The following is a 16,644-nucleotide window of genomic DNA, read 5'->3' as shown; positions in this document are numbered from 1 at the left end:
TGCTTCTGTCTTGCCTATGCCAACAGGATCACCGCCCAGACAGCACCGACCATCAGCAACGCCGTGGTCTGCGCGGCACTGCCCATGTCCTTGGCGTTCTTGGAGAGTGGGTGGATATCGAGCGAGATACGATCGACCACGGCCTCGATGGCGGAGTTGAGAAGCTCGACCAGCAGGCTGATGAAGCTGACCGCCAGCATCAACGCACGTTCGGCCGGGCTGAGATCAAGCACGAATGTGGTCGCCATCAGCAGGCCATGCAGGACCAGCAGCTGCCGGAACGCCGCTTCGCTGCGGATGGTGGCCAGGAAGCCGTCACGGGAATGGATCAGCGTATGAAACACCCGGTTCAACCCGGTTTTGCCATGGGGATACTTGCCGGTTCCGGTGGGGCCTGACGATTGCATCTGCATCTCACAAAGGGCTTGGTCTCTGTGGAGGATTGAGAAAGCCGCGTCAGAAAGCCGTCAGGATGGCGCCACTACGGCGCGCTGCACGTGTTCATGCCGTGCCAGGCATGTCGAGCGTGAACCGGCAACCGTTGGCCGAGCTTGCTACGGCCATCCGCCAGCCCAGGTGATCCACAATGCGTTGCACGATGGACAGGCCCAGCCCTTCGCCGCTGTGGCGCAGGCTGGGCTGGAAGCGCTGGAACTGCTGCGGATCGACGCTGGGCGGCAGGCCGGGGCCGGTGTCGGCGATGATCAGCGTGGTGCCCTGCACGATGATGCGTATTTCGCCTTCATCGGTGTACTGGCATGCATTGCGCAGCAGGTTCCAGACCACGCTGCGCGCCAGCTCGGCGTTGGTGTGGAGGCGCGGGTCCTGCGGCGCTTCCATGTGCAGGACCACTGGCTTGCGTGCCAACCAGGGCTCGCAGCGGGCCATGCAGTCTTCAATCAGGGGGCGCAGCGGAACGTCTTCCCTGGCCAGCCGCTGCGGATCACGCGAGAGGAGCAGCAGGCAGGTCAGTTGGCGCTGCATTTCCTGCGTGGTGCGCAGGATGCGCTCGCCGCTGGCCCGCAGGGGACTGTCGGCGGGCAGTTGGTGAGCGATGGTTTCCGCTGCGCCGGCAATGATGGCCAGTGGCGTGCGCAGTTCATGGCTGGCATCGCCCACGAAGCACCGCTCGCGCTGCAGGAACTGTTCGGCTTCATCGCTGTGCTGCGCGAACGCCCGTGCCAGTACGCCGATCTCGTCGCGCGCATCCTGGAACGGAAACGGCATCTCCTTGCGTTCCACGGCGTCGGCCAGGCGGGTGATGGGGGCGATGACACGGGCCGAGGTGAGTCGTCCGATCCAGAACGCGAAGAGGATGCATAGCAGGATGACCAGCAGCGCGTAGCCGTCGATGACGTGCTCGAGATACTGGTAACGCTCTGCATCCTGGCGAAGGTAGTAGCGTTGCCCGTCGACGTCGAACACCAGTAGGTGCCAGACGTCGGGCTTGCCGACGCTGTAGTAGCCCGGCGCATAGGTTCGCAGCGCTTGCGGCGCGGTGTGCGCGTCGTAAAACTGGCTGCCATTGGCCATGACCGGCGTGGCGCCGTTGGCTATGTCCGCTTTCAGCCGATGCATCTCGCTGTGCAGGCTTCTGGAAATGACGTATGCGCGCAGCTCGTCGTAGTCGAGCTGCTCGGCGGCGACCACAAAGCCCATGACCGCCACCATCAGGAGCACGAAGGACACCGTAATGCGTGTCCGGAGCATCATCGGCCGGTACATTGATTTCACTGCCCGGTCGCCTTCGCGGGGCGCTGCATGCGCCATCCCACGCCATGCACTGTTTCGATCAGTGGCGATGCGAAGCTCTTGTCGGTGTGCTGGCGCAGCTCGTGGATGTGCGTGCGCAAGGCACCACTTTCTGGCGGATGGTCGCCCCACAGCAGATACTCCATCTCCTGCTTCCTGACCACGGCAGGCGCGGCGCGCACCAGACACAGCAGCAGCTTGTGTGTACTGGGGGTCAGATTGATGGCCTGGCCTTGCCGCCACGCCTGTGGCGCACGGGTATCCACCTTGAGATCTTCCCAGGCCAGGGTGCCTTGCACGTGTCTGCCCTGGGCGCGGCGCACCAGGGCCTGGATGCGGGCATCCAGCTCCCTGAGCGAAAAGGGCTTGACCAGATAATCGTCCGCGCCCAGCGCCAGGCCCTGCACGCGGTCATCGACGGGGTCGCGCGCGGTCAACATCAGGATGGGCACCGGATTCTGGAACTCTTCGCGGAGCTTGTGGCACAGCGTCATTCCGTCCAGCCGCGGCAGCATCAGATCCAGCAGGATGGCGTCGTAATCGTTCTGCGTAGCCAGCCGCAGCCCGGTGGCGCCATCCCGTGCATCGTCCAGCACATAGCCCAACGGCTCGAAGAAGGCGTACAGGTTTGCGACCAACTCAGGGTTGTCTTCAATGATGAGCAGGCGGGTCATGGATCGTTGGCATCATGGAGCGTGTGAGGGACTTTGAAGGATTGCTGCGCCATTGCCAAGGCGCAGCGGGCGGACGCGCCACGCAGGCGTTGTTCTTTGCGGAGAGACGGTCGCGCCCTTCCGTCGCATCGGCCCGATCTTGACACGCTGCGAACCCCGGCTTCACTCTCCTTGCAGGGTCGCATCGGGATCATGCCTATCCTTCCTTCAAATCGCAGTCGGTTGGCCACCCGCAGGGCATGCGGTGGCGTCTGCCAAGAAGGTTTCCCCAATGTTCATCCTCGTTGGCGCGCTTCTGATCACGGTCATATCAGTGGCGAGGATGCCTAGTACGGAGTTTCCGATGACCGGCAAGTTTCTGATCCTGGGTGTTCGCGCTGAAATGGCCGACGCGCAGACGATAAAAATGCTGCAACAACTGGATGTCCAGTGCCAATCGTGCATGCAGGAATGCAGGTTGTCCGAGGGGGAAGGATTGGTGGACGTGCAAGGCGCGGGTCTGCTCAACTGCCCCCACTGTGGCGAACACCAGGCCGTCAGCCGCGCGCGGTTCGAGCAGTTTCTGCAGATGCAGGTGCTGAAGACCTGACGGATGTATCAGCGCCAGACAGCATTGCTCTCGCGAAGGATGCTTGGCTGTATTCCGGACATGGGGTTGGGCGGGCATTTCAATCGCGCGCCGGGCGCGGAGCGCGCCAGCCGCCGCTGATGATGAAGTCGAGCACGCCCACCACCAGCAGCGAGGCACCCACCAACGGGAACACCACCCCGCCAATGCACAGCAGCGCGAACACGATGGCCACCGTTCGCCGTTGCCTCGGCAGCGCAGGCACGCCCATCCCGCCGACCGGCCGCCGCTTCCACCACATCACCGCGCCGCTGATGCACAGCATGAGGATCGCGGCGCAGGCGGCGACCAGCAACAGGCGATTGAACGTGCCGTATTCCTGTCCCAGGTGCACGTTGATGCCCCATTCCAGCCCACGCCCCAGCACGCCGTACTCGGCGTAGCCCATGTCCAGCAGCACCCGGCCGCTGTATTGGTCCAGGTGCACCACACGCTGGCCTGCCACGTCCTCGGGGTAGACCGAGGCGGTGTACACGCCCATCGGACCGCGCGGCAGCGCCACGCTGTAACCGGGTGCCAGGCCGAGGCCGTTGATGCGTTGCAGCGCGGCGTCGATGCCGATGCTGCCAGGTTGGGCGGCGAGATCGCCCAGTGCACCACTGCCGTGCCCCTCGTGCCCGGCATGGCTATCGGCAGGCGCGTGTTCGGCGTGGCGCAGGGATGACACCGGCACTTGCGCCTGCCGCATCGACCAGGTGGGCGTGGTGGTGTCGGCCAGCCGCTGGTGCGACATCGGCACCTGCACGCGCACGCCAGCCGGATAGCCGTAGTCCTGCCCGTTGGCCCACGCGTTGACCTGCTTGCCCCACACCACCGACCAGGGCATGCCGGTGACCGCCAGGAACAGCAGCGCCAGCCCCACCCAGACACCGGTCACCGCATGCAGGTCGCGCCAGAACAGGCGCTGGGCCGGCCGGCCACGCACCGTGGTGACGCCACCGTTGCGCCCGCGCGGCCACCACAGGTAGACACCGGTCAACACCAGCAGGATGGCCCAGCCGGCAGCGATCTCGATCAGCGCACGGGCGTAGTCACCGAGCAGGTCCAGGCTGTGCAGCCGGCGTACGACACCGGAGAACGTGCCTTTTTCCGGCAGGTATCCGAGGACGCGCGCCGAGGTCGGGTCAACGTAGTAGATCTCGCGCCGACCGTCGGCCTCCAGCACACCGATTTCCACGCTGCCATCGCTGCGCTCCGGGGTGCTGTAGCGGAACACCTCGCCAGGCGTGAGGGCGGTGACGGCGGCGATCTGGGCGCTGGGGAGCGTGCGAGCGTGCTGTGGGTTTTCCACGACCTTGAGGTCATGGTGGACCCACCGGTCAATGGGCTTCTGGTACAGGTAGACCGCGCCGGTCAGTGCCAGCCAGGCAATGAAAGGCAGTACGAACAGACCGGCATAGAAGTGCCACCGCCACACCGCGCGGTAGAAGCGCCAGCGTTCGGTGGACGGCGGCGGGATGGCGGTATCCATATCAGAGCTCCCGGGTCCAGCTGAGGTAGAGGGCGCGGCCATCGCCGGGCGAGTAGCCGGATGCGCCGCTGTCATACCAGGCGTAGACGTAGAAGCGGTCCGTCGCGTTTTTCAGCTGCAGGGCCAGGCTGTTGCGCGGGTCCAGGCGGTAGGTGGCGCTCAGATTCAACAACGCATAGCCACCGTAACGGCCCAGCGTGTTGGTGCGTTCCACGAAGTAGTCACCCTGGCCGTTGCTCCAGGCGCTGAAGGTCCAATCGGGGGTGGTCGTGTACTCCACGCCAGCGTTGGCCAGCCAGTTCGGCACGTTCTCGACCTGTCGCCCACGGGTCTGCGGTGTGCTGGGGTCGGGCACCTTGATCACCGCCTTCTGCCGGGAATACGACGCCCACGCACGCCAGCGCGCGCTGGCCTGCCAGGTGAGCTGCGCGTCCCAGCCGCGGCGCAGGGTTTTGCCGACGTTGCCCACTTCGTTGCTGCCCACGCTGCCGTTGACGCCGAGGATGGTGGCCACTTCGTCGGAGGCGCGTTGTTCCCAGTAGGCGATGCGGGCCTGCAGCCCTTGCATGGGTGCCCACTTGAGGCCGGTCTCCCAGCCGTCGTTGATCGACGGCGACAGATTGCCGGGCTGCGTGCGGTAGGCGCCGTTGCCGCTGCCGATCTGGAACGTGCGGCCCCAGTTGGCGTAGGCGACGGTGCGGCTGCCCAGGTCATAGGACACGCTCAGCTTGGGCTGCCTGATCAGGCCGTAGTCGTACACCGGTGCACGCGTGCCGTCGGCGACGTTGTGGAAATCGCCGTAGATGCGGTCCACGCGGTAGGCCGGCACGATTTTCAGCGCGTCGAAGGGGCGGATCACGGCCTGGATATACGCACCGTGGGTGTCGAGATCGAACGCCCAGTCGCGCAGTGTGGCCTGACGTTCGCGCGCGACAGTGCGGTAGCGGCGGGCGGTGTTGTCCTGCCATTGCCCATCCACGCCGGCATCGAGCACCAACTCGGCCAGAGTGGTGGTGGGGCGCCAGGTGGTGTTGAGGATCAGCCCACGGTGGGTTTCATCGTTGAAGCGCTCCTGCTGCGCGCCGCCTGCGGTGAAGGTCACCCAGCGCTGGTTACGATAGTCGTTCTGGTAGGCCTTGGCGTTCCAATGCCAGTCGCTGGCGAGGGCGCCATCGAGGTGCAGCGCGGTCTGCACGGTTTCGCGCTCACTGCGGTCGTCGCGGGCGTAATCGGGCGACTGCCAGGGATCGGCCTGCACTTGCGGGTAGCTGAGATAGCCCGCTTCCAGCGCGGCGTTCTTGTAGTAACGACTGGCCAGACCGGCGCGCCAGCGGCCCTCGGGATCGGTGTAGAACCACTTGCCGGCGAAGCTGCGCTGGGTGCCCTCGGCATGGTCGCGCTCACCGTCGGTGCCACGCCAGCCGATGAAATAGTTCTGCGACCAGGCACCGTTCTCGACGCCCTTGGCCAGTTGCACGTCCTGTGTGCCGAAGCTGCCGACGGTGACGCTGAGCTGGCCGTCGTTGCCGCCATGGCGGGTGAGCACGTTTACATCACCGGCGATGGCATGCAGGCCGTAGCGCGCGTCGTTGGTGCCGCGCACGATCTCCATCGCGCTGATGTCCAGCGGAAACACCGCATCCAGGTAGGGCATGCCGCCGGCGTTGTCGTTGCTTGGGACGCCGTCGATGAGCAGTTTGACCGCGTTGATGCGGCCTTCGCCGTTGAAACCACGGAAGGAGAAGCGGCCGGCATCGGTGCCCATCTTGAACTGGGTGACCTGCACGCCGGGGGCGTTCATCAGCAGCTCCCAGCTGTGATCCACCTTCTGCTGCTGCAGCAGGTCGCCACCGAGGATGTCCACGGAGGTGAATACCGACCGTGCCGACAGGTCGCGCTCGGCGCTGGCGCGGGCCTGCACGGTACCCAGGGTRAGCACGGTGTCCTCCTTGGCGGACGCCAGCGACGGGGCCAAGGCAGCGCTGGCGAGCGCAATCAGAGTGGCCCTGGAAAGCGGGCGGGAAGCGGGAAGTCTGTTCATGGTCCACAAGATCGAGTTGCCGCGACCACCGCGTGGTCGAGACAGGCAAAAGAGCCGGCGGGTCAGCCGGACAGCGGAGGGGAAGGGCAGTATCCAGCGCGCGCATTCGGCCCGGCAGAGTTGCCGGGTGAGTGGGGCGGGTACGGACGGCCGGGCGCGATGCGCGCCTCAGGACGCAGGCTGGATCAGCAGGCGAGGGCGGGCGGCGGACCGCGGGCGCCGAGTGTGCCTGGCGGGGGCATTTGCGGGGCAACGACCTGCCTCGCCAAAGCCCGGAAGACCGCGGGCCAGAGCGCAATGAGCAGAAGCAGGGCGACCAGCAGGCTGACCATCCGTGCGGCGATCAGACAGTAGTCGCAGTCCACGCCCATGGCATGCTCGGCGTGGGGATCTGGAGACTTGGCCGGCGTGATGGCTGGCGATGCCGCCTGGCCATGCGCGCGCGGGGTCGCCATCGCCATCGCGTGATCCATGCCATGCGCCGTATCGTGATGCTTGGGGTACGCGCCCACGGGGGCGGGGTCGAGCGCGGGGTGGGGTGCGCCATGGGCGTTCGGCGCCTGGGAAGCGTTTACGCCCGGGTGCGCCAACGCCCGGCTGACCAGCGGCGCGACCCCCACCAGGAGCATGGCCAGGCAGGCCCAGGCATGAAGCCAGCGGTGGAGGGCAGGAGAGCGCACGGGGTTGATTCTAAGGGAGGCAGCGGCCGTGGCCGTCTGGAAGGCCCGCGCGCAGCCTGCGACCCGATGTCGCACCGTCCCGTGCCGATATTGACCCGTTATTTACGCCACAGTGCCAGACTGCTCCCGATTCCGGTGTGCGGATCGGGCTTTGGCGGAAGTCGAGGGGGAAGTGTGCCGTTCTTGACGGATTCTGCGGAATTGGCGGTGGAAGGAATCGGCGCGGCCCGCCGCATTGGCTGGATGCGGTTTGTCGGCAACGGCCTTGCCGCCCTGCCGATTGCCTCGATCATCCTCGAGCGCAACGACGGTGTGGTGGCGTGGGTGCTGCTGCTGGTCAACGCGTTGCTATGGCCGGCCATTGCGCTGGCCTTGATTCACCGCGCCCAGAAACCGGCAGCGGCGCAGTTCCGCTGCATGGTCATCGACTCGTTGCTGGGCGGTGCATGGATTGCCTTCATGGCGCTCAGCATCGTGCCCAGTGCGTTGTTCGCGGCGCTGCTGGTGGCCGACAAGATCGCCGCAGGTGGGGTGAAGCTGGCGGCGCGGGCGACCCTGGCCCTGGTGGTGGGATTCGGCGTGGCCTGGCTGGCCCTTGTGTTGCCCTTTCAGCCGGTGACCTCACAGCGCACGATTGCCCTCAGCCTGCCCTTCCTGTTCGTGTATGGCATCGGGCTGAGTCTGCTCAGCTGGCAGCTGGCGCGCCGGGTGAAATCACAGAACCGTCAGTTGCAGCGCCTGAGCCGGATGGACCCGCTGGTGGACCTGGCCAACCGGGGCTTTCTGATCCAGCGTGCCCAGCAGACGCTGGAGAGGTCGCACCGTCATGGCGGCGTTGCCTGCTTGTTGATGCTGGATGTGGACGACTTCAAGCGGATCAACGACGGGCACGGTCACCGGGCGGGTGACGAGGTGCTGCGCCACATTGCGGCGACGTTGAGGGACTTCATGCGGCCCGGCGATACGCCGGCGCGGCTGGGTGGGGATGAGTTTGCGGTGTTGCTGATGGAATGCACGTCTGCTGAGGCCATGCAGGTGGCTGAGCGGATCAGGGAACGGTTGCAGGCCAACCTGCCCGCAGAAGTGCGTTCGATCCAGATCAGCGTGAGCATCGGCATTGCCGAGGACTGGCTGGCCATGGCCGACCGGGCGCTGTATGTCGCCAAGCGACATGGCAAGAACACCACAAGCTTCGCGGAGTGAGCGTAATGCCTGGCGTCCATCCGTACGCAATTCCAACGCCACTGCTCCCTCACCGAAGTGCGGGAGCAGCGCGCCGGATTCAACGGCGGGCGTCGTCTTTTGCCTTGCCCACTTCACTCTGCACCTTGCCCACGGTTTTCTGGGCCTTGCCTTCGAGCTCCTGGGCTTTGTCGCCGGTGACCTTGCCGGCCACTTCCTTCACGGTGCCCTTGACCTGGTTCTTGACACCTTCGGTACGGTTCTTGTCCATCTCAAATGCCTCGCGGTTCCGCCCGTCGGTGGGCTTGAGCATGCTGCTTGCCTGGAAGTGTCGCCCGGGTGAAATATGACGAAAGTCAGGCAACTGGATTCCGAATCATTCAGGGTTGAATGCGATGCGTAACGGCGCCTTCGCGCGGCAGGCATCGCATCTGCACCTGGGCTCCACACCGCGCTATCTACAGTCGCCTGCATTCCCTCGATGGCGCGCCCGCGTGAACCTGCAGACCTCCTCTCCCTATCCGCTGCCCCGGCGCGCGCTGCCCGATAGCTGCCACTTCGATCTGCTGGAAGTGAGCGCGTTGCAGGACCCCTGCAGTGGCCGCATCGTGCATCTGTATTCCATGGTGGCGCGCTGCCTGTCGTGCGAGGTCATCTTCAAGGCGCAGGAGGGGCAGGGCTTTGTCAGTACCTCGGTGGCGCGCGTGCTGCGCTGTCCGACCGGGTGCGGTGAGCAATCGCTCAGGGGGGCTGCGCTGCGTCGCTGGAGCCCACAGGCGGCCTGACAAACAAAAAGAGCCCCGGGACATCCCGGGGCTCTTTTGTTGTGTACTACCAGTCTTTCAGGCGGGCAGGTCCCACTTTTCATCGTCTGCCGGTTTCTGCTTGTAGATGACGCCTGCAAAATCCACGTGGAGTTCGGTCCAGCCACCAGCATCGCGTCTGGCCAGGAGTTCAAAGTGCCTGGGCTTGCGGGCGGGTTTACCTGAGACCTTCCAACCGGCCTTCTTCACCGCGGCCAGCACCGCACGCGGATCGGCCGGTGCATCGGAGGGGGGGTGCTTGGGGCCGTGATGCGGCTTTTTGTGTTCCACCTCCACGAAGGCGCCCCCCTTCCTGGCGATGCGTGCGACTTTGATTTCCGACGGGCGTTGTTCGCCCTCAAGCCGTACGGCAAGGCCCTGCGCGAGAGGAAACGCTTCTGCGCCTTTCGGCCCCAGATCCGCGAGATAGGTCTGATCGTTGCTGACCAGCGTGAAGCGATGCGCGAAGACGTGCTCGATGACGCCGGCAACGGCGATTTTTTCATGGTGCGGCATGCATTTCTCCTGAGAGCGCCCAACCGCGGGCGCTGTCAGTCAATGCGGGCCATTGCCGAAGTTTCAAGCAATGGCCCGCGGCCGCTGCTTGGCCGTTCATCATTGAAGACTGTGGGCAAGGCGCGGGGCAGCGACGGCGCGCGTGTGCAAGGGGCGGTCACGGCGCACCGCGACCGGGTCGATCGTGAAGGCGGCGACGGCGTGCCGGAGCCCGGACGCCTGGACGTCGAGCTCGGCAGCGGCCGCGGCAGCCTCTTCGACCAGCGCGGCGTTCTGCTGCGTGGTCTCATCCATGCGGCCGACCACCGCGTTGACCTGCTCGATGCTGGAGGATTGCTCGCGGGAGGCGGCAGCGATCTCCTGCATGATGTCCGTCACCCGCTGCACGCTCGAAACCACCTCCTGCATCGTGGCGCCGGCGGCGCGGACCTGCGTGGATCCCTCGGCGACCCTGGCGGCGGAGTCGTCGATGAGTTCCTTGATCTCCCTGGCCGAGCTGGCCGCGCGTTGCGCCAGGCTGCGCACCTCGGCGGCGACCACGGCAAAACCACGGCCCTGGTCACCGGCGCGTGCGGCTTCCACCGCGGCATTCAGCGCGAGGATGTTGGTCTGGAAGGCAATGCCGTCGATCACGGTGGTGATGTCGGCGATGCGGCGCGAAGCGGTTTCGATGCCGTCCATGGTGCTGACCACCTCGTCCACGATCTCCCCACCGCGCCCGGCGACAGCGGCGGCGTCGATGGCCAGGCGATTGGCCTGGTCGGCCGAGGCGGAATTCTGCCTGACCGTGGAGGTCAGCTCCTCCATCGACGCGGCGGTTTCCTCCAGGCTGGCAGCCTGCTGTTCGGTGCGCCTGGAGAGGTCCTGGTTGCCGTTGGACAACTCCGTGGCCGCGCCGGTAATGGACTCGGACGAGAGATGGATGCGGCGGACGATATCGGCCAGGTTGGTGGCAGTCTTGTTGGCATCGGCCCCCATGGTGGCAAAGACGCCGCGGAAGTCGCCCTCCATGCGCGCGGCCAGGTTGCCCGATGCAACGTCATTGAGGAAGGTGGACAGTGCTGCGAGGTTCTGCTCGGCGGTGCCCATCAGGCCATTGAGGTTTTCCACCATGGCGCGGAAATCGTACTGATACGCCTGCGGCTCGCCGCGCGCGGAGAAGTTGCCCTCGGAGGCGGCCTGGGTAAGCTCGCGGATGTCACGGTTGATCGAGGACAGGTTGGCCTTCACCCGGTCCATGGTCTCGGTGATGATGGCCTTCTCGCCGGGCAGCCGTTGCATGTCGTCGGACAGGTCGCCCACCGCGTAGCGGCCGATCAGGTGGACCAACTGCATTTTGATGGCGATATGCGCCGCCACGATGTCATTGGTATCGCGCACCATGATGCCGAATTCACCCGGGTAGGCGGCCGCATCCATGCGGTAGCTGATCTGGCCACGCTCGTGCCGGGCCGTCATCTCGCCCAGCTCGGCAATGACGCGCCGGATGCGTTGGCGCATCTGCTCCATGGCCTCCAGCAGCTGGCCAGCCTCGTCGCCCCGATGTGCCACCAGAGCTGTATCCAGCTTGCCCTGGCTGACGTCGCGGGCGGCCTGCAGGGCAGTGCGCAGGGGGCCGACGACGCTGCGCGTGAGCGCGATGGCGATGACCGTTCCCAGCGCCAGCGCCAGCAGCGTTGCGCCGATCATGAGCATGGCAAAGCCGCGCGCGGTGGCCGTCAGCTGTTCGGCGGTGGCGGCGCTCTTGGCCTCCTGCCAGTCGATGAAGGCGTTGATCGAGGCCAGCCAGGCCACGAAGGCCGGCTTGGCCTGGGTGAGCATCAGCGCTGTTGCCGACTGGACATCGCCGGCCTCGCGTTGCTTGCTGACTTCGGCCAGCAAGGGGAGAGTGGCGGCCTCGTTGGCGCGGATGGCCTTCAACATGCCGATCTCTTTGCTGTCCGTGCTCGCCGCGATCATCTCCGACAGGGGTTTGGCGGCCACCGCGTAGTCGCCGGCGAGTTTCTCGATCTGTTGCGTGGCCTCGGCCCGGGCCTGCGGGTCATCGGTCAGGACCACGTCGCGCAGCGCGATCGCGCGGTCATGCACACTGCCCCTGAAGTTGATGGCCAGGCGCTGCTTGACCGCGTTGACGTCATTGATCGTGTGCAGGTCGTTCTCGATGAGGTGGACCCGATGGATGCCCACCAGAGTCAGGACGACCATCAGTCCTATGAGAGCGGAGAAGCCAACGCTCATGCGCTGGCCGACACGTAGATTCCTGACAAAGTGCATGGTGTGGATAGCCTGGTGAGATGCAGAGGGGAGGCGACGAGCCGGAGCTCAAGTTGCGCGGTGGAGAACCGATATCGGCGGCGCACCGCTTTGCTTCAAAGACGTGCGGCGGAGCATTTAGGTGGCGATGCAATTTGTGACGCGAGGGTGATGAAGTTCATCCCAGGTAACCTGCAGCGACTGACCGACACGCGCGAACAACGCTGCAATCGTTGACGCGGGCGAAGGCGTGGCCAGCAGGTAACCCTGGACTTGATCCAGGCCGATATCGGCCAGCACGTCGAGCTGGTCCTGGTGTTCCACGCCCTCGGCCACGGTGAGGTAGCCAAGCTCGTGGGCCAGATGGTGGATCGCCGAGACCTTGGCTCTTGCGCGTGGGTCCGTGCCGATGCCGTCGATCAGCGACTTGTCCAGTTTGAGGGTGCGGATGGGCAGGTCGGACAGGTAGCTGAAGTTGCTGTAGCCACTGCCGAAGTCATCGATGGCGATCCGGATGCCCGCCTGCGCCATGGCGCAGATCTGCGCGACCGCAGGGGAGTCGGGGCCGAGCCACTCGCCCTCGGTGATCTCGAATTCAACCATCGAAAACGGGATGGCGCGCCGCGCCAACTTCGCGCTGATGACCTCCCAGGCGGTGGTGCTGGTGAGATAGCTGCTGGGCAGGTTGATGGACAGGGGAACGTCCACGCCCTGGGCCCGCCACGCCAGCAGCTGGTCCAGGGCCGCATCCAGCACCCAGTCGGTGACCAGTGCCATCAGGGCGGTCTGTTCGAAGACCGGGATGAACTCGAGCGGGCTGATGGGGCCGAGCACCGGGTGGGTCCATCGGATCAGCGCCTCGGCAGAGACCGGGGTGCGCGTTGGGGCGTCGAAACGTGGCTGATAGGCCAGATGGAACTCGCCGTTGGCGATGCCGCGCTCGGCATCCGACGCCAGGCGGTAGGCGCGGTGCACCGTCTGGTCCCGCGCTGCCGAGTACCAGCACAACGTTTGACCCGCGTCGAACGCATCGTGCAGGCCCACCAGGAGTTTCCGAAGCAGTTCGTGRCTGCCTTCGCCGCCTTCGACCGCGCAGATCCCTGCGTGGAAGCGCGGCGACATGGGCACGGCGGCGGCCATCAGCGGACGCAGCATCCGGCCCCTTAGTTCCATGACCAGGCTTTCCACCTGGTCTGGGGTGGGCATGTCCACCAGGAAGGCGAAGCGCGTGACCCCCACGTGGTAGACCGTAGCGATGCCGCCCAATGCGGTGCGCAGGCGAACGCCGGCGCGCCGGATCAGCGCTTCCAGCGGTTGCAGCCCAAGTACCTGGCCCACTTGGCTGGCGCGGGGGATGTCGAGCACGTCGATGGCCACGGCGTAGCGCCTGCCGGTGGCGCTGCGGGCGACAATGCCGGGGAAATCGGCGTGGAGCTGGTGGCGGCTGGGGAGGCCACTGACCGGATCGAGCCGGCCGGACAGGTTGCGCAGCTCCAGCTGCCCCATCACCAGCTGGGCCAGGCTCGACAGCTGCTCGCGGTCGCTGTCCAGGAACTCGCGGGGCATGCTGTCCATGATGCAGAGGGCGCCGATGGCCACCCCGTTCCTGGCGACCAGCGGGGCACCTGCATAGAAGCGCAGGTGCGGAGCGCTGGCGACCAGGGGGTTGTCCTGGAAGCGCGGGTCGGCCGCCAGGTCGGTGACCACGAACACCCCGTTGGCGGTGATGGCGTGGGCACAGATGGAGGCGCGGATGCACGTCGCCGCCACCGGCAGCCCGATCCGGGAGACAAAGCGCTGTTCCACATCGCCCAGGATCGAGACAAAGGCAACCGGGACATCGAAGGCGTAGCTGGCAAGACGGGTGATGTGGTCCAGCGAGGGGAGCGCGGCAACATCGGCGATCTGCATGGACCCAAGAACGGCCTTTCTTTCATCTTCCTGGGTGACTGGGGGACTCATTGCGCGTCGGTCGTGGGGTGGGCTCTGGCTATCTACGTGCGGGAGGCCCATTTGGATTCATGCTTCGGCGCAGGCAAATGAATAATTCAATGACACATTCAACCTGCGTTTCATCGGCGCGCGATGACTGTCGGAATGTTGACGGGATGCGTCAGAATGTTGACCGGCCGGGGCGCAATCTGACGTCCTGCGGCCGAACCGGTGCCTGATACGCATGGCCCGGCAAAAAACCCAAGGAGTGTGTGCGCGTGAGGAAACTCGACAGGATCTACCACGATGGGCAGGCCTGGAATTTCTCCAGGTATTTTGATTACATCGATACAGTGGCGAGTGGGATGCCCGCGTCGCTGCGAGCTTTCGCCAGCGACATCGATAGCTACACTCTTGGCGGAAACAAGACGCTGCACGATGCAAGGATGCTGTCTCTCCTTGTGTCCAAGCAGTACAAGGCCAGATTCTCCAATGGAGAGACGCTGATCGCGCTGAGCCTTATTGATCAGATGTTCGAGGGCACGACAACGCTACGCTATGGTGGCGTATCCAGTTTCCAGCTGTGCGAGCCCGCCCTGGAAGACAATGGGCATGCCGATCTTCTTCTGCACGAGTTCTCGATTGTCCGCCCCGGCGTTTACCGGCACCACATCATTCTGGACCACGATGGCGAACTGCAGATTGAGTTCGCGCGCTTTTCCCATGAATGGACGCCGCTGCCCACTTAGTGCAGCGGCGTGCCGGGTGACTTACTTGTCCTGCGTAGCAAACCGCAGCCGGTTATGGTCCGGGTCCACCACCAGCATTTCCCGTCCGCCCCACGGCACATCCGCCGGCGCGCGGAACACCGCCGCGCCGGCGGCCACGAACGCGCGATGCAGTGCGTCCACGTCGGGCACTTGGAAGTAGACCGCGCCACCGGGCTCGCAATCGCCGGCATGTTCGGTCAGAAACAGCAGTTGGCCCTCGCGGCTGATCTGCACGAACAGTGGCATGCCCGGTTCGAAACGGTGCTCCCAGTCAATGGCAAAGCCCATGCGCTGGTAGAACGGCACGCTGACCGTGGCATCGGTCATGCGCAGTTGGGGGATGACGGTCTGTTGCATGGGGAGCTCCGGTGCCGGTGTGACGGGCCAGATTCTAGCGCCGTCGCGTCGGGGTTGACGGGGCGGCGGCGCGGCATCCACTCATGATCCGGCGTTCACGCTGCCAGAACTATCGTCTGCCTCTGCCCCAGGATCTACAGACGTGCCAGCCCAGAAGGAACAAGACGCCGCCCGATGGCGCATCTACGAGGCCCTGCTTCAGGCCACCCCGGACCTTCTGTACGTGTTCGATGCCCAGCACCGTTTCATCTACGCCAACGACGCCCTGCTGACGATGTGGGGCATGCGCTGGGAAGATGCCACGGGCAGAACCTGCCTTGAGCTGGGGTATGAGCCGTGGCACGCGGCGATGCACGACGAGGAAATAGACCGGGTGGTCGCCACTGGCCAGCCCATCCGGGGCGAAGTGCCGTTCCCGCACCAGACCAAGGGCACGCGCATCTACGAATACATCTTCACCCCCGTATTCGGGCTGGATGGAAAGGTGGAAGCCATTGCCGGCAGCACCCGCGATGTTACCGAGCGCAAGGAACATGAGCAGCACCTGGAACTGCTGATCAACGAGCTCAACCACCGGGTGAAGAATTCGCTGGTGATGGTGCAGTCGCTGACCCGCCAGTCGTTCAACAACGCCGTCAGCCTGGAGGACGCGCACGAGAAGATCGATTCGCGCCTGCTGGCACTGTCCACCGCGCATGACACCCTGACACGCGAGAACTGGCAAAGTGCCGACATCCTGGAGTTGGCGCGCGATGTCTCAGCGTTGTGCGAGCCCGATGCGAGCGGCCGCTTCGTGCTGGAAGGGCGGTCATGCCGGGTCGACCCGCGCCGCGCACTGGCGCTGTCGATGGCGCTGCACGAGTTGTGCACCAACGCGGTCAAATATGGCGCGCTCTCCTCGCCGCAGGGGAAGGTGCGCATCGCCTGGGTACGCAGCGTGGATGCCGATGGCGGGGATCTGCTTGAACTTGTGTGGCAGGAGAGTGGCGGACCGCCGGTGTCCCCGCCGGCGCGCAAGGGCTTCGGCTCCCGCCTGCTCGAGCGTGGATTGAAGCGCGATCTGGATGGCGACGTCGAACTGGCCTTCGACCCGGCCGGCGTGGCGTTCCGCGTGTCGATGCCGCTACCGGCTACCGTGGCGGAGGTGACCCTGTGACCGCGCGCGTGCTGGTCGTCGAAGACGAATCGCTGGTGGCGATGGTGCTCGAGGACTGCCTGGAGGCGCTGGGCTACGAAGTGGCCGCGTCGGTGGCCAATGTGGATGCCGCGCTCGAGGTGGTGAGGGCCGGGGGTGTGGACCTGGCCGTGCTGGACGTCAATCTGGCGGGCAGCGCGTCCTACCCGGTGGCCGAGGCGCTGGATGCCCAGGGCGTGCCGTATATTTTCATTACCGGCTACGGGCAGGCCGCGATCGCAGAGAAGTTCCGCCATCGTTACGGTCTGCAGAAGCCGTTCCGCATGCGCGATCTGCAGGGCGCCCTGGCGACGATGCAGCCGAACGCCGGACAGCAGCCTGACGCGATGTAGGGTCGTGTCCATGTCTGCATAAGCCGACCGCGATCAGCGTGCGTCGCCCGGCTCGTCG

The 16,644-nt window shown here is 65.4% G+C and carries 17 protein-coding genes; 6 read left to right on the top strand and 11 right to left on the bottom strand.

Annotated elements, in window-relative coordinates:
- Nucleotides 1–14: 14 nt before the first annotated feature.
- From AC1DR7_RS04095 to AC1DR7_RS04085, 3 genes are all read right to left on the bottom strand, one after another.
- Nucleotides 15–407, bottom strand: a complete 393-nt coding sequence (locus AC1DR7_RS04095; RefSeq protein ID WP_457320654.1) for a diacylglycerol kinase — start codon at nucleotides 405–407, stop codon at nucleotides 15–17.
- 94 nt (nucleotides 408–501) lie between these two features.
- The gene (locus tag AC1DR7_RS04090; RefSeq protein ID WP_457320656.1) at nucleotides 502–1,713 is read right to left on the bottom strand and encodes a sensor histidine kinase; all 1,212 of its coding nucleotides are present in this window, start codon (nucleotides 1,711–1,713) and stop codon (nucleotides 502–504) included.
- 17 nt (nucleotides 1,714–1,730) lie between these two features.
- Nucleotides 1,731–2,426: a response regulator transcription factor gene (locus AC1DR7_RS04085; RefSeq protein ID WP_457320659.1), complete on the bottom strand. Its 696-nt coding sequence runs from the start codon at nucleotides 2,424–2,426 to the stop codon at nucleotides 1,731–1,733.
- 343 nt (nucleotides 2,427–2,769) lie between these two features.
- Here AC1DR7_RS04085 and AC1DR7_RS04080 point away from each other — a divergent pair, with 343 nt between their 5' ends.
- Nucleotides 2,770–3,015, top strand: coding sequence for a hypothetical protein (locus AC1DR7_RS04080; RefSeq protein ID WP_457320661.1), 246 nt, complete (start codon nucleotides 2,770–2,772; stop codon nucleotides 3,013–3,015).
- A 79-nt stretch (nucleotides 3,016–3,094) separates the two neighbouring features.
- On the opposite strand, the gene AC1DR7_RS04075 is transcribed toward AC1DR7_RS04080, so the two are convergent.
- The 3 genes from AC1DR7_RS04075 to AC1DR7_RS04065 all read right to left on the bottom strand — a co-directional run bounded on the left by AC1DR7_RS04075 (nucleotide 3,095) and on the right by AC1DR7_RS04065 (nucleotide 7,195).
- Nucleotides 3,095–4,525, bottom strand: coding sequence for a PepSY-associated TM helix domain-containing protein (locus AC1DR7_RS04075; protein WP_478051935.1), 1,431 nt, complete (start codon nucleotides 4,523–4,525; stop codon nucleotides 3,095–3,097).
- 1 nt (nucleotide 4,526) lies between these two features.
- Nucleotides 4,527–6,566 carry a TonB-dependent receptor gene (locus AC1DR7_RS04070; RefSeq protein WP_457319396.1) on the bottom strand — a complete coding sequence of 680 codons (2,040 nt, stop codon included), beginning with the start codon at nucleotides 6,564–6,566 and terminating at the stop codon, nucleotides 4,527–4,529.
- Nucleotides 6,567–6,751: 185 nt separating this feature from the next.
- Nucleotides 6,752–7,195: a hypothetical protein gene (locus AC1DR7_RS04065; protein WP_457319399.1), complete on the bottom strand. Its 444-nt coding sequence runs from the start codon at nucleotides 7,193–7,195 to the stop codon at nucleotides 6,752–6,754.
- Nucleotides 7,196–7,420: 225 nt separating this feature from the next.
- Here AC1DR7_RS04065 and AC1DR7_RS04060 point away from each other — a divergent pair, with 225 nt between their 5' ends.
- Nucleotides 7,421–8,449 carry a sensor domain-containing diguanylate cyclase gene (locus AC1DR7_RS04060; RefSeq protein WP_457319398.1) on the top strand — a complete coding sequence of 343 codons (1,029 nt, stop codon included), beginning with the start codon at nucleotides 7,421–7,423 and terminating at the stop codon, nucleotides 8,447–8,449.
- Nucleotides 8,450–8,528: 79 nt separating this feature from the next.
- Here the strand turns inward: AC1DR7_RS04060 and AC1DR7_RS04055 are convergent, their stop codons facing one another.
- Nucleotides 8,529–8,699, bottom strand: a complete 171-nt coding sequence (locus AC1DR7_RS04055; RefSeq protein ID WP_256774579.1) for a CsbD family protein — start codon at nucleotides 8,697–8,699, stop codon at nucleotides 8,529–8,531.
- Between the two features lie 223 nt (nucleotides 8,700–8,922).
- Between AC1DR7_RS04055 and AC1DR7_RS04050 the strand changes: the two genes are divergently transcribed.
- Nucleotides 8,923–9,213, top strand: a complete 291-nt coding sequence (locus tag AC1DR7_RS04050; RefSeq protein WP_457319395.1) for a hypothetical protein — start codon at nucleotides 8,923–8,925, stop codon at nucleotides 9,211–9,213.
- Between the two features lie 57 nt (nucleotides 9,214–9,270).
- Here the strand turns inward: AC1DR7_RS04050 and AC1DR7_RS04045 are convergent, their stop codons facing one another.
- The 3 genes from AC1DR7_RS04045 to AC1DR7_RS04035 all read right to left on the bottom strand — a co-directional run bounded on the left by AC1DR7_RS04045 (nucleotide 9,271) and on the right by AC1DR7_RS04035 (nucleotide 13,911).
- Nucleotides 9,271–9,747 (bottom strand): hypothetical protein, encoded by a 477-nt coding sequence (locus AC1DR7_RS04045; RefSeq protein WP_478052028.1) that lies wholly within the window; start codon nucleotides 9,745–9,747, stop codon nucleotides 9,271–9,273.
- Nucleotides 9,748–9,846: 99 nt separating this feature from the next.
- Nucleotides 9,847–12,021, bottom strand: coding sequence for a methyl-accepting chemotaxis protein (locus tag AC1DR7_RS04040; RefSeq protein WP_457319393.1), 2,175 nt, complete (start codon nucleotides 12,019–12,021; stop codon nucleotides 9,847–9,849).
- Nucleotides 12,022–12,138: 117 nt separating this feature from the next.
- On the bottom strand, nucleotides 12,139–13,911 hold the full coding sequence (locus AC1DR7_RS04035) for a GGDEF domain-containing phosphodiesterase (RefSeq protein ID WP_478052617.1): 1,773 nt from the start codon (nucleotides 13,909–13,911) through the stop codon (nucleotides 12,139–12,141).
- Between the two features lie 299 nt (nucleotides 13,912–14,210).
- On the opposite strand from AC1DR7_RS04035, the gene AC1DR7_RS04030 reads away from it, so the two are divergent.
- Nucleotides 14,211–14,681: a hypothetical protein gene (locus tag AC1DR7_RS04030; protein WP_457319116.1), complete on the top strand. Its 471-nt coding sequence runs from the start codon at nucleotides 14,211–14,213 to the stop codon at nucleotides 14,679–14,681.
- Between the two features lie 21 nt (nucleotides 14,682–14,702).
- On the opposite strand, the gene AC1DR7_RS04025 is transcribed toward AC1DR7_RS04030, so the two are convergent.
- Nucleotides 14,703–15,059 (bottom strand): bleomycin resistance protein, encoded by a 357-nt coding sequence (locus AC1DR7_RS04025; RefSeq protein ID WP_457319115.1) that lies wholly within the window; start codon nucleotides 15,057–15,059, stop codon nucleotides 14,703–14,705.
- A gap of 142 nt (nucleotides 15,060–15,201) precedes the next feature.
- Here AC1DR7_RS04025 and AC1DR7_RS04020 point away from each other — a divergent pair, with 142 nt between their 5' ends.
- Both AC1DR7_RS04020 and AC1DR7_RS04015 read left to right on the top strand, forming a co-directional pair.
- On the top strand, nucleotides 15,202–16,215 hold the full coding sequence (locus AC1DR7_RS04020; RefSeq protein WP_457319114.1) for a sensor histidine kinase: 1,014 nt from the start codon (nucleotides 15,202–15,204) through the stop codon (nucleotides 16,213–16,215).
- Entirely contained in the window at nucleotides 16,212–16,586 is a 375-nt protein-coding gene (locus AC1DR7_RS04015) for a response regulator (protein ID WP_457319113.1), read from the top strand. Before AC1DR7_RS04020 ends, AC1DR7_RS04015 begins: the two co-directional genes overlap by 4 nt.
- Nucleotides 16,587–16,644: the final 58 nt, after the last annotated feature.

Source organism: Stenotrophomonas sp. P5_A9, assembly GCF_056400525.1.
Note: the sequence above shows the minus strand (reverse complement) of the source record. Positions and strands in the feature narration are given on the sequence as shown.

What these genes read in the sequence shown, in the direction of transcription:
- AC1DR7_RS04095 (WP_457320654.1), bottom strand. Translation starts at nt 407, where the DNA reads ATGCAATCGTCAGGCCCCACCGGAACCGGCAAGTATCCCCATGGCAAA.
- AC1DR7_RS04090 (WP_457320656.1), bottom strand. Translation starts at nt 1,713, where the DNA reads ATGATGCTCCGGACACGCATTACGGTGTCCTTCGTGCTCCTGATGGTG.
- AC1DR7_RS04085 (WP_457320659.1), bottom strand. Translation starts at nt 2,426, where the DNA reads ATGACCCGCCTGCTCATCATTGAAGACAACCCTGAGTTGGTCGCAAAC.
- AC1DR7_RS04080 (WP_457320661.1), top strand. Translation starts at nt 2,770, where the DNA reads ATGACCGGCAAGTTTCTGATCCTGGGTGTTCGCGCTGAAATGGCCGAC.
- AC1DR7_RS04075 (WP_478051935.1), bottom strand. Translation starts at nt 4,525, where the DNA reads ATGGATACCGCCATCCCGCCGCCGTCCACCGAACGCTGGCGCTTCTAC.
- AC1DR7_RS04065 (WP_457319399.1), bottom strand. Translation starts at nt 7,195, where the DNA reads ATGCTCCTGGTGGGGGTCGCGCCGCTGGTCAGCCGGGCGTTGGCGCAC.
- AC1DR7_RS04055 (WP_256774579.1), bottom strand. Translation starts at nt 8,699, where the DNA reads ATGGACAAGAACCGTACCGAAGGTGTCAAGAACCAGGTCAAGGGCACC.
- AC1DR7_RS04045 (WP_478052028.1), bottom strand. Translation starts at nt 9,747, where the DNA reads ATGCCGCACCATGAAAAAATCGCCGTTGCCGGCGTCATCGAGCACGTC.
- AC1DR7_RS04040 (WP_457319393.1), bottom strand. Translation starts at nt 12,021, where the DNA reads ATGCACTTTGTCAGGAATCTACGTGTCGGCCAGCGCATGAGCGTTGGC.
- AC1DR7_RS04025 (WP_457319115.1), bottom strand. Translation starts at nt 15,059, where the DNA reads ATGCAACAGACCGTCATCCCCCAACTGCGCATGACCGATGCCACGGTC.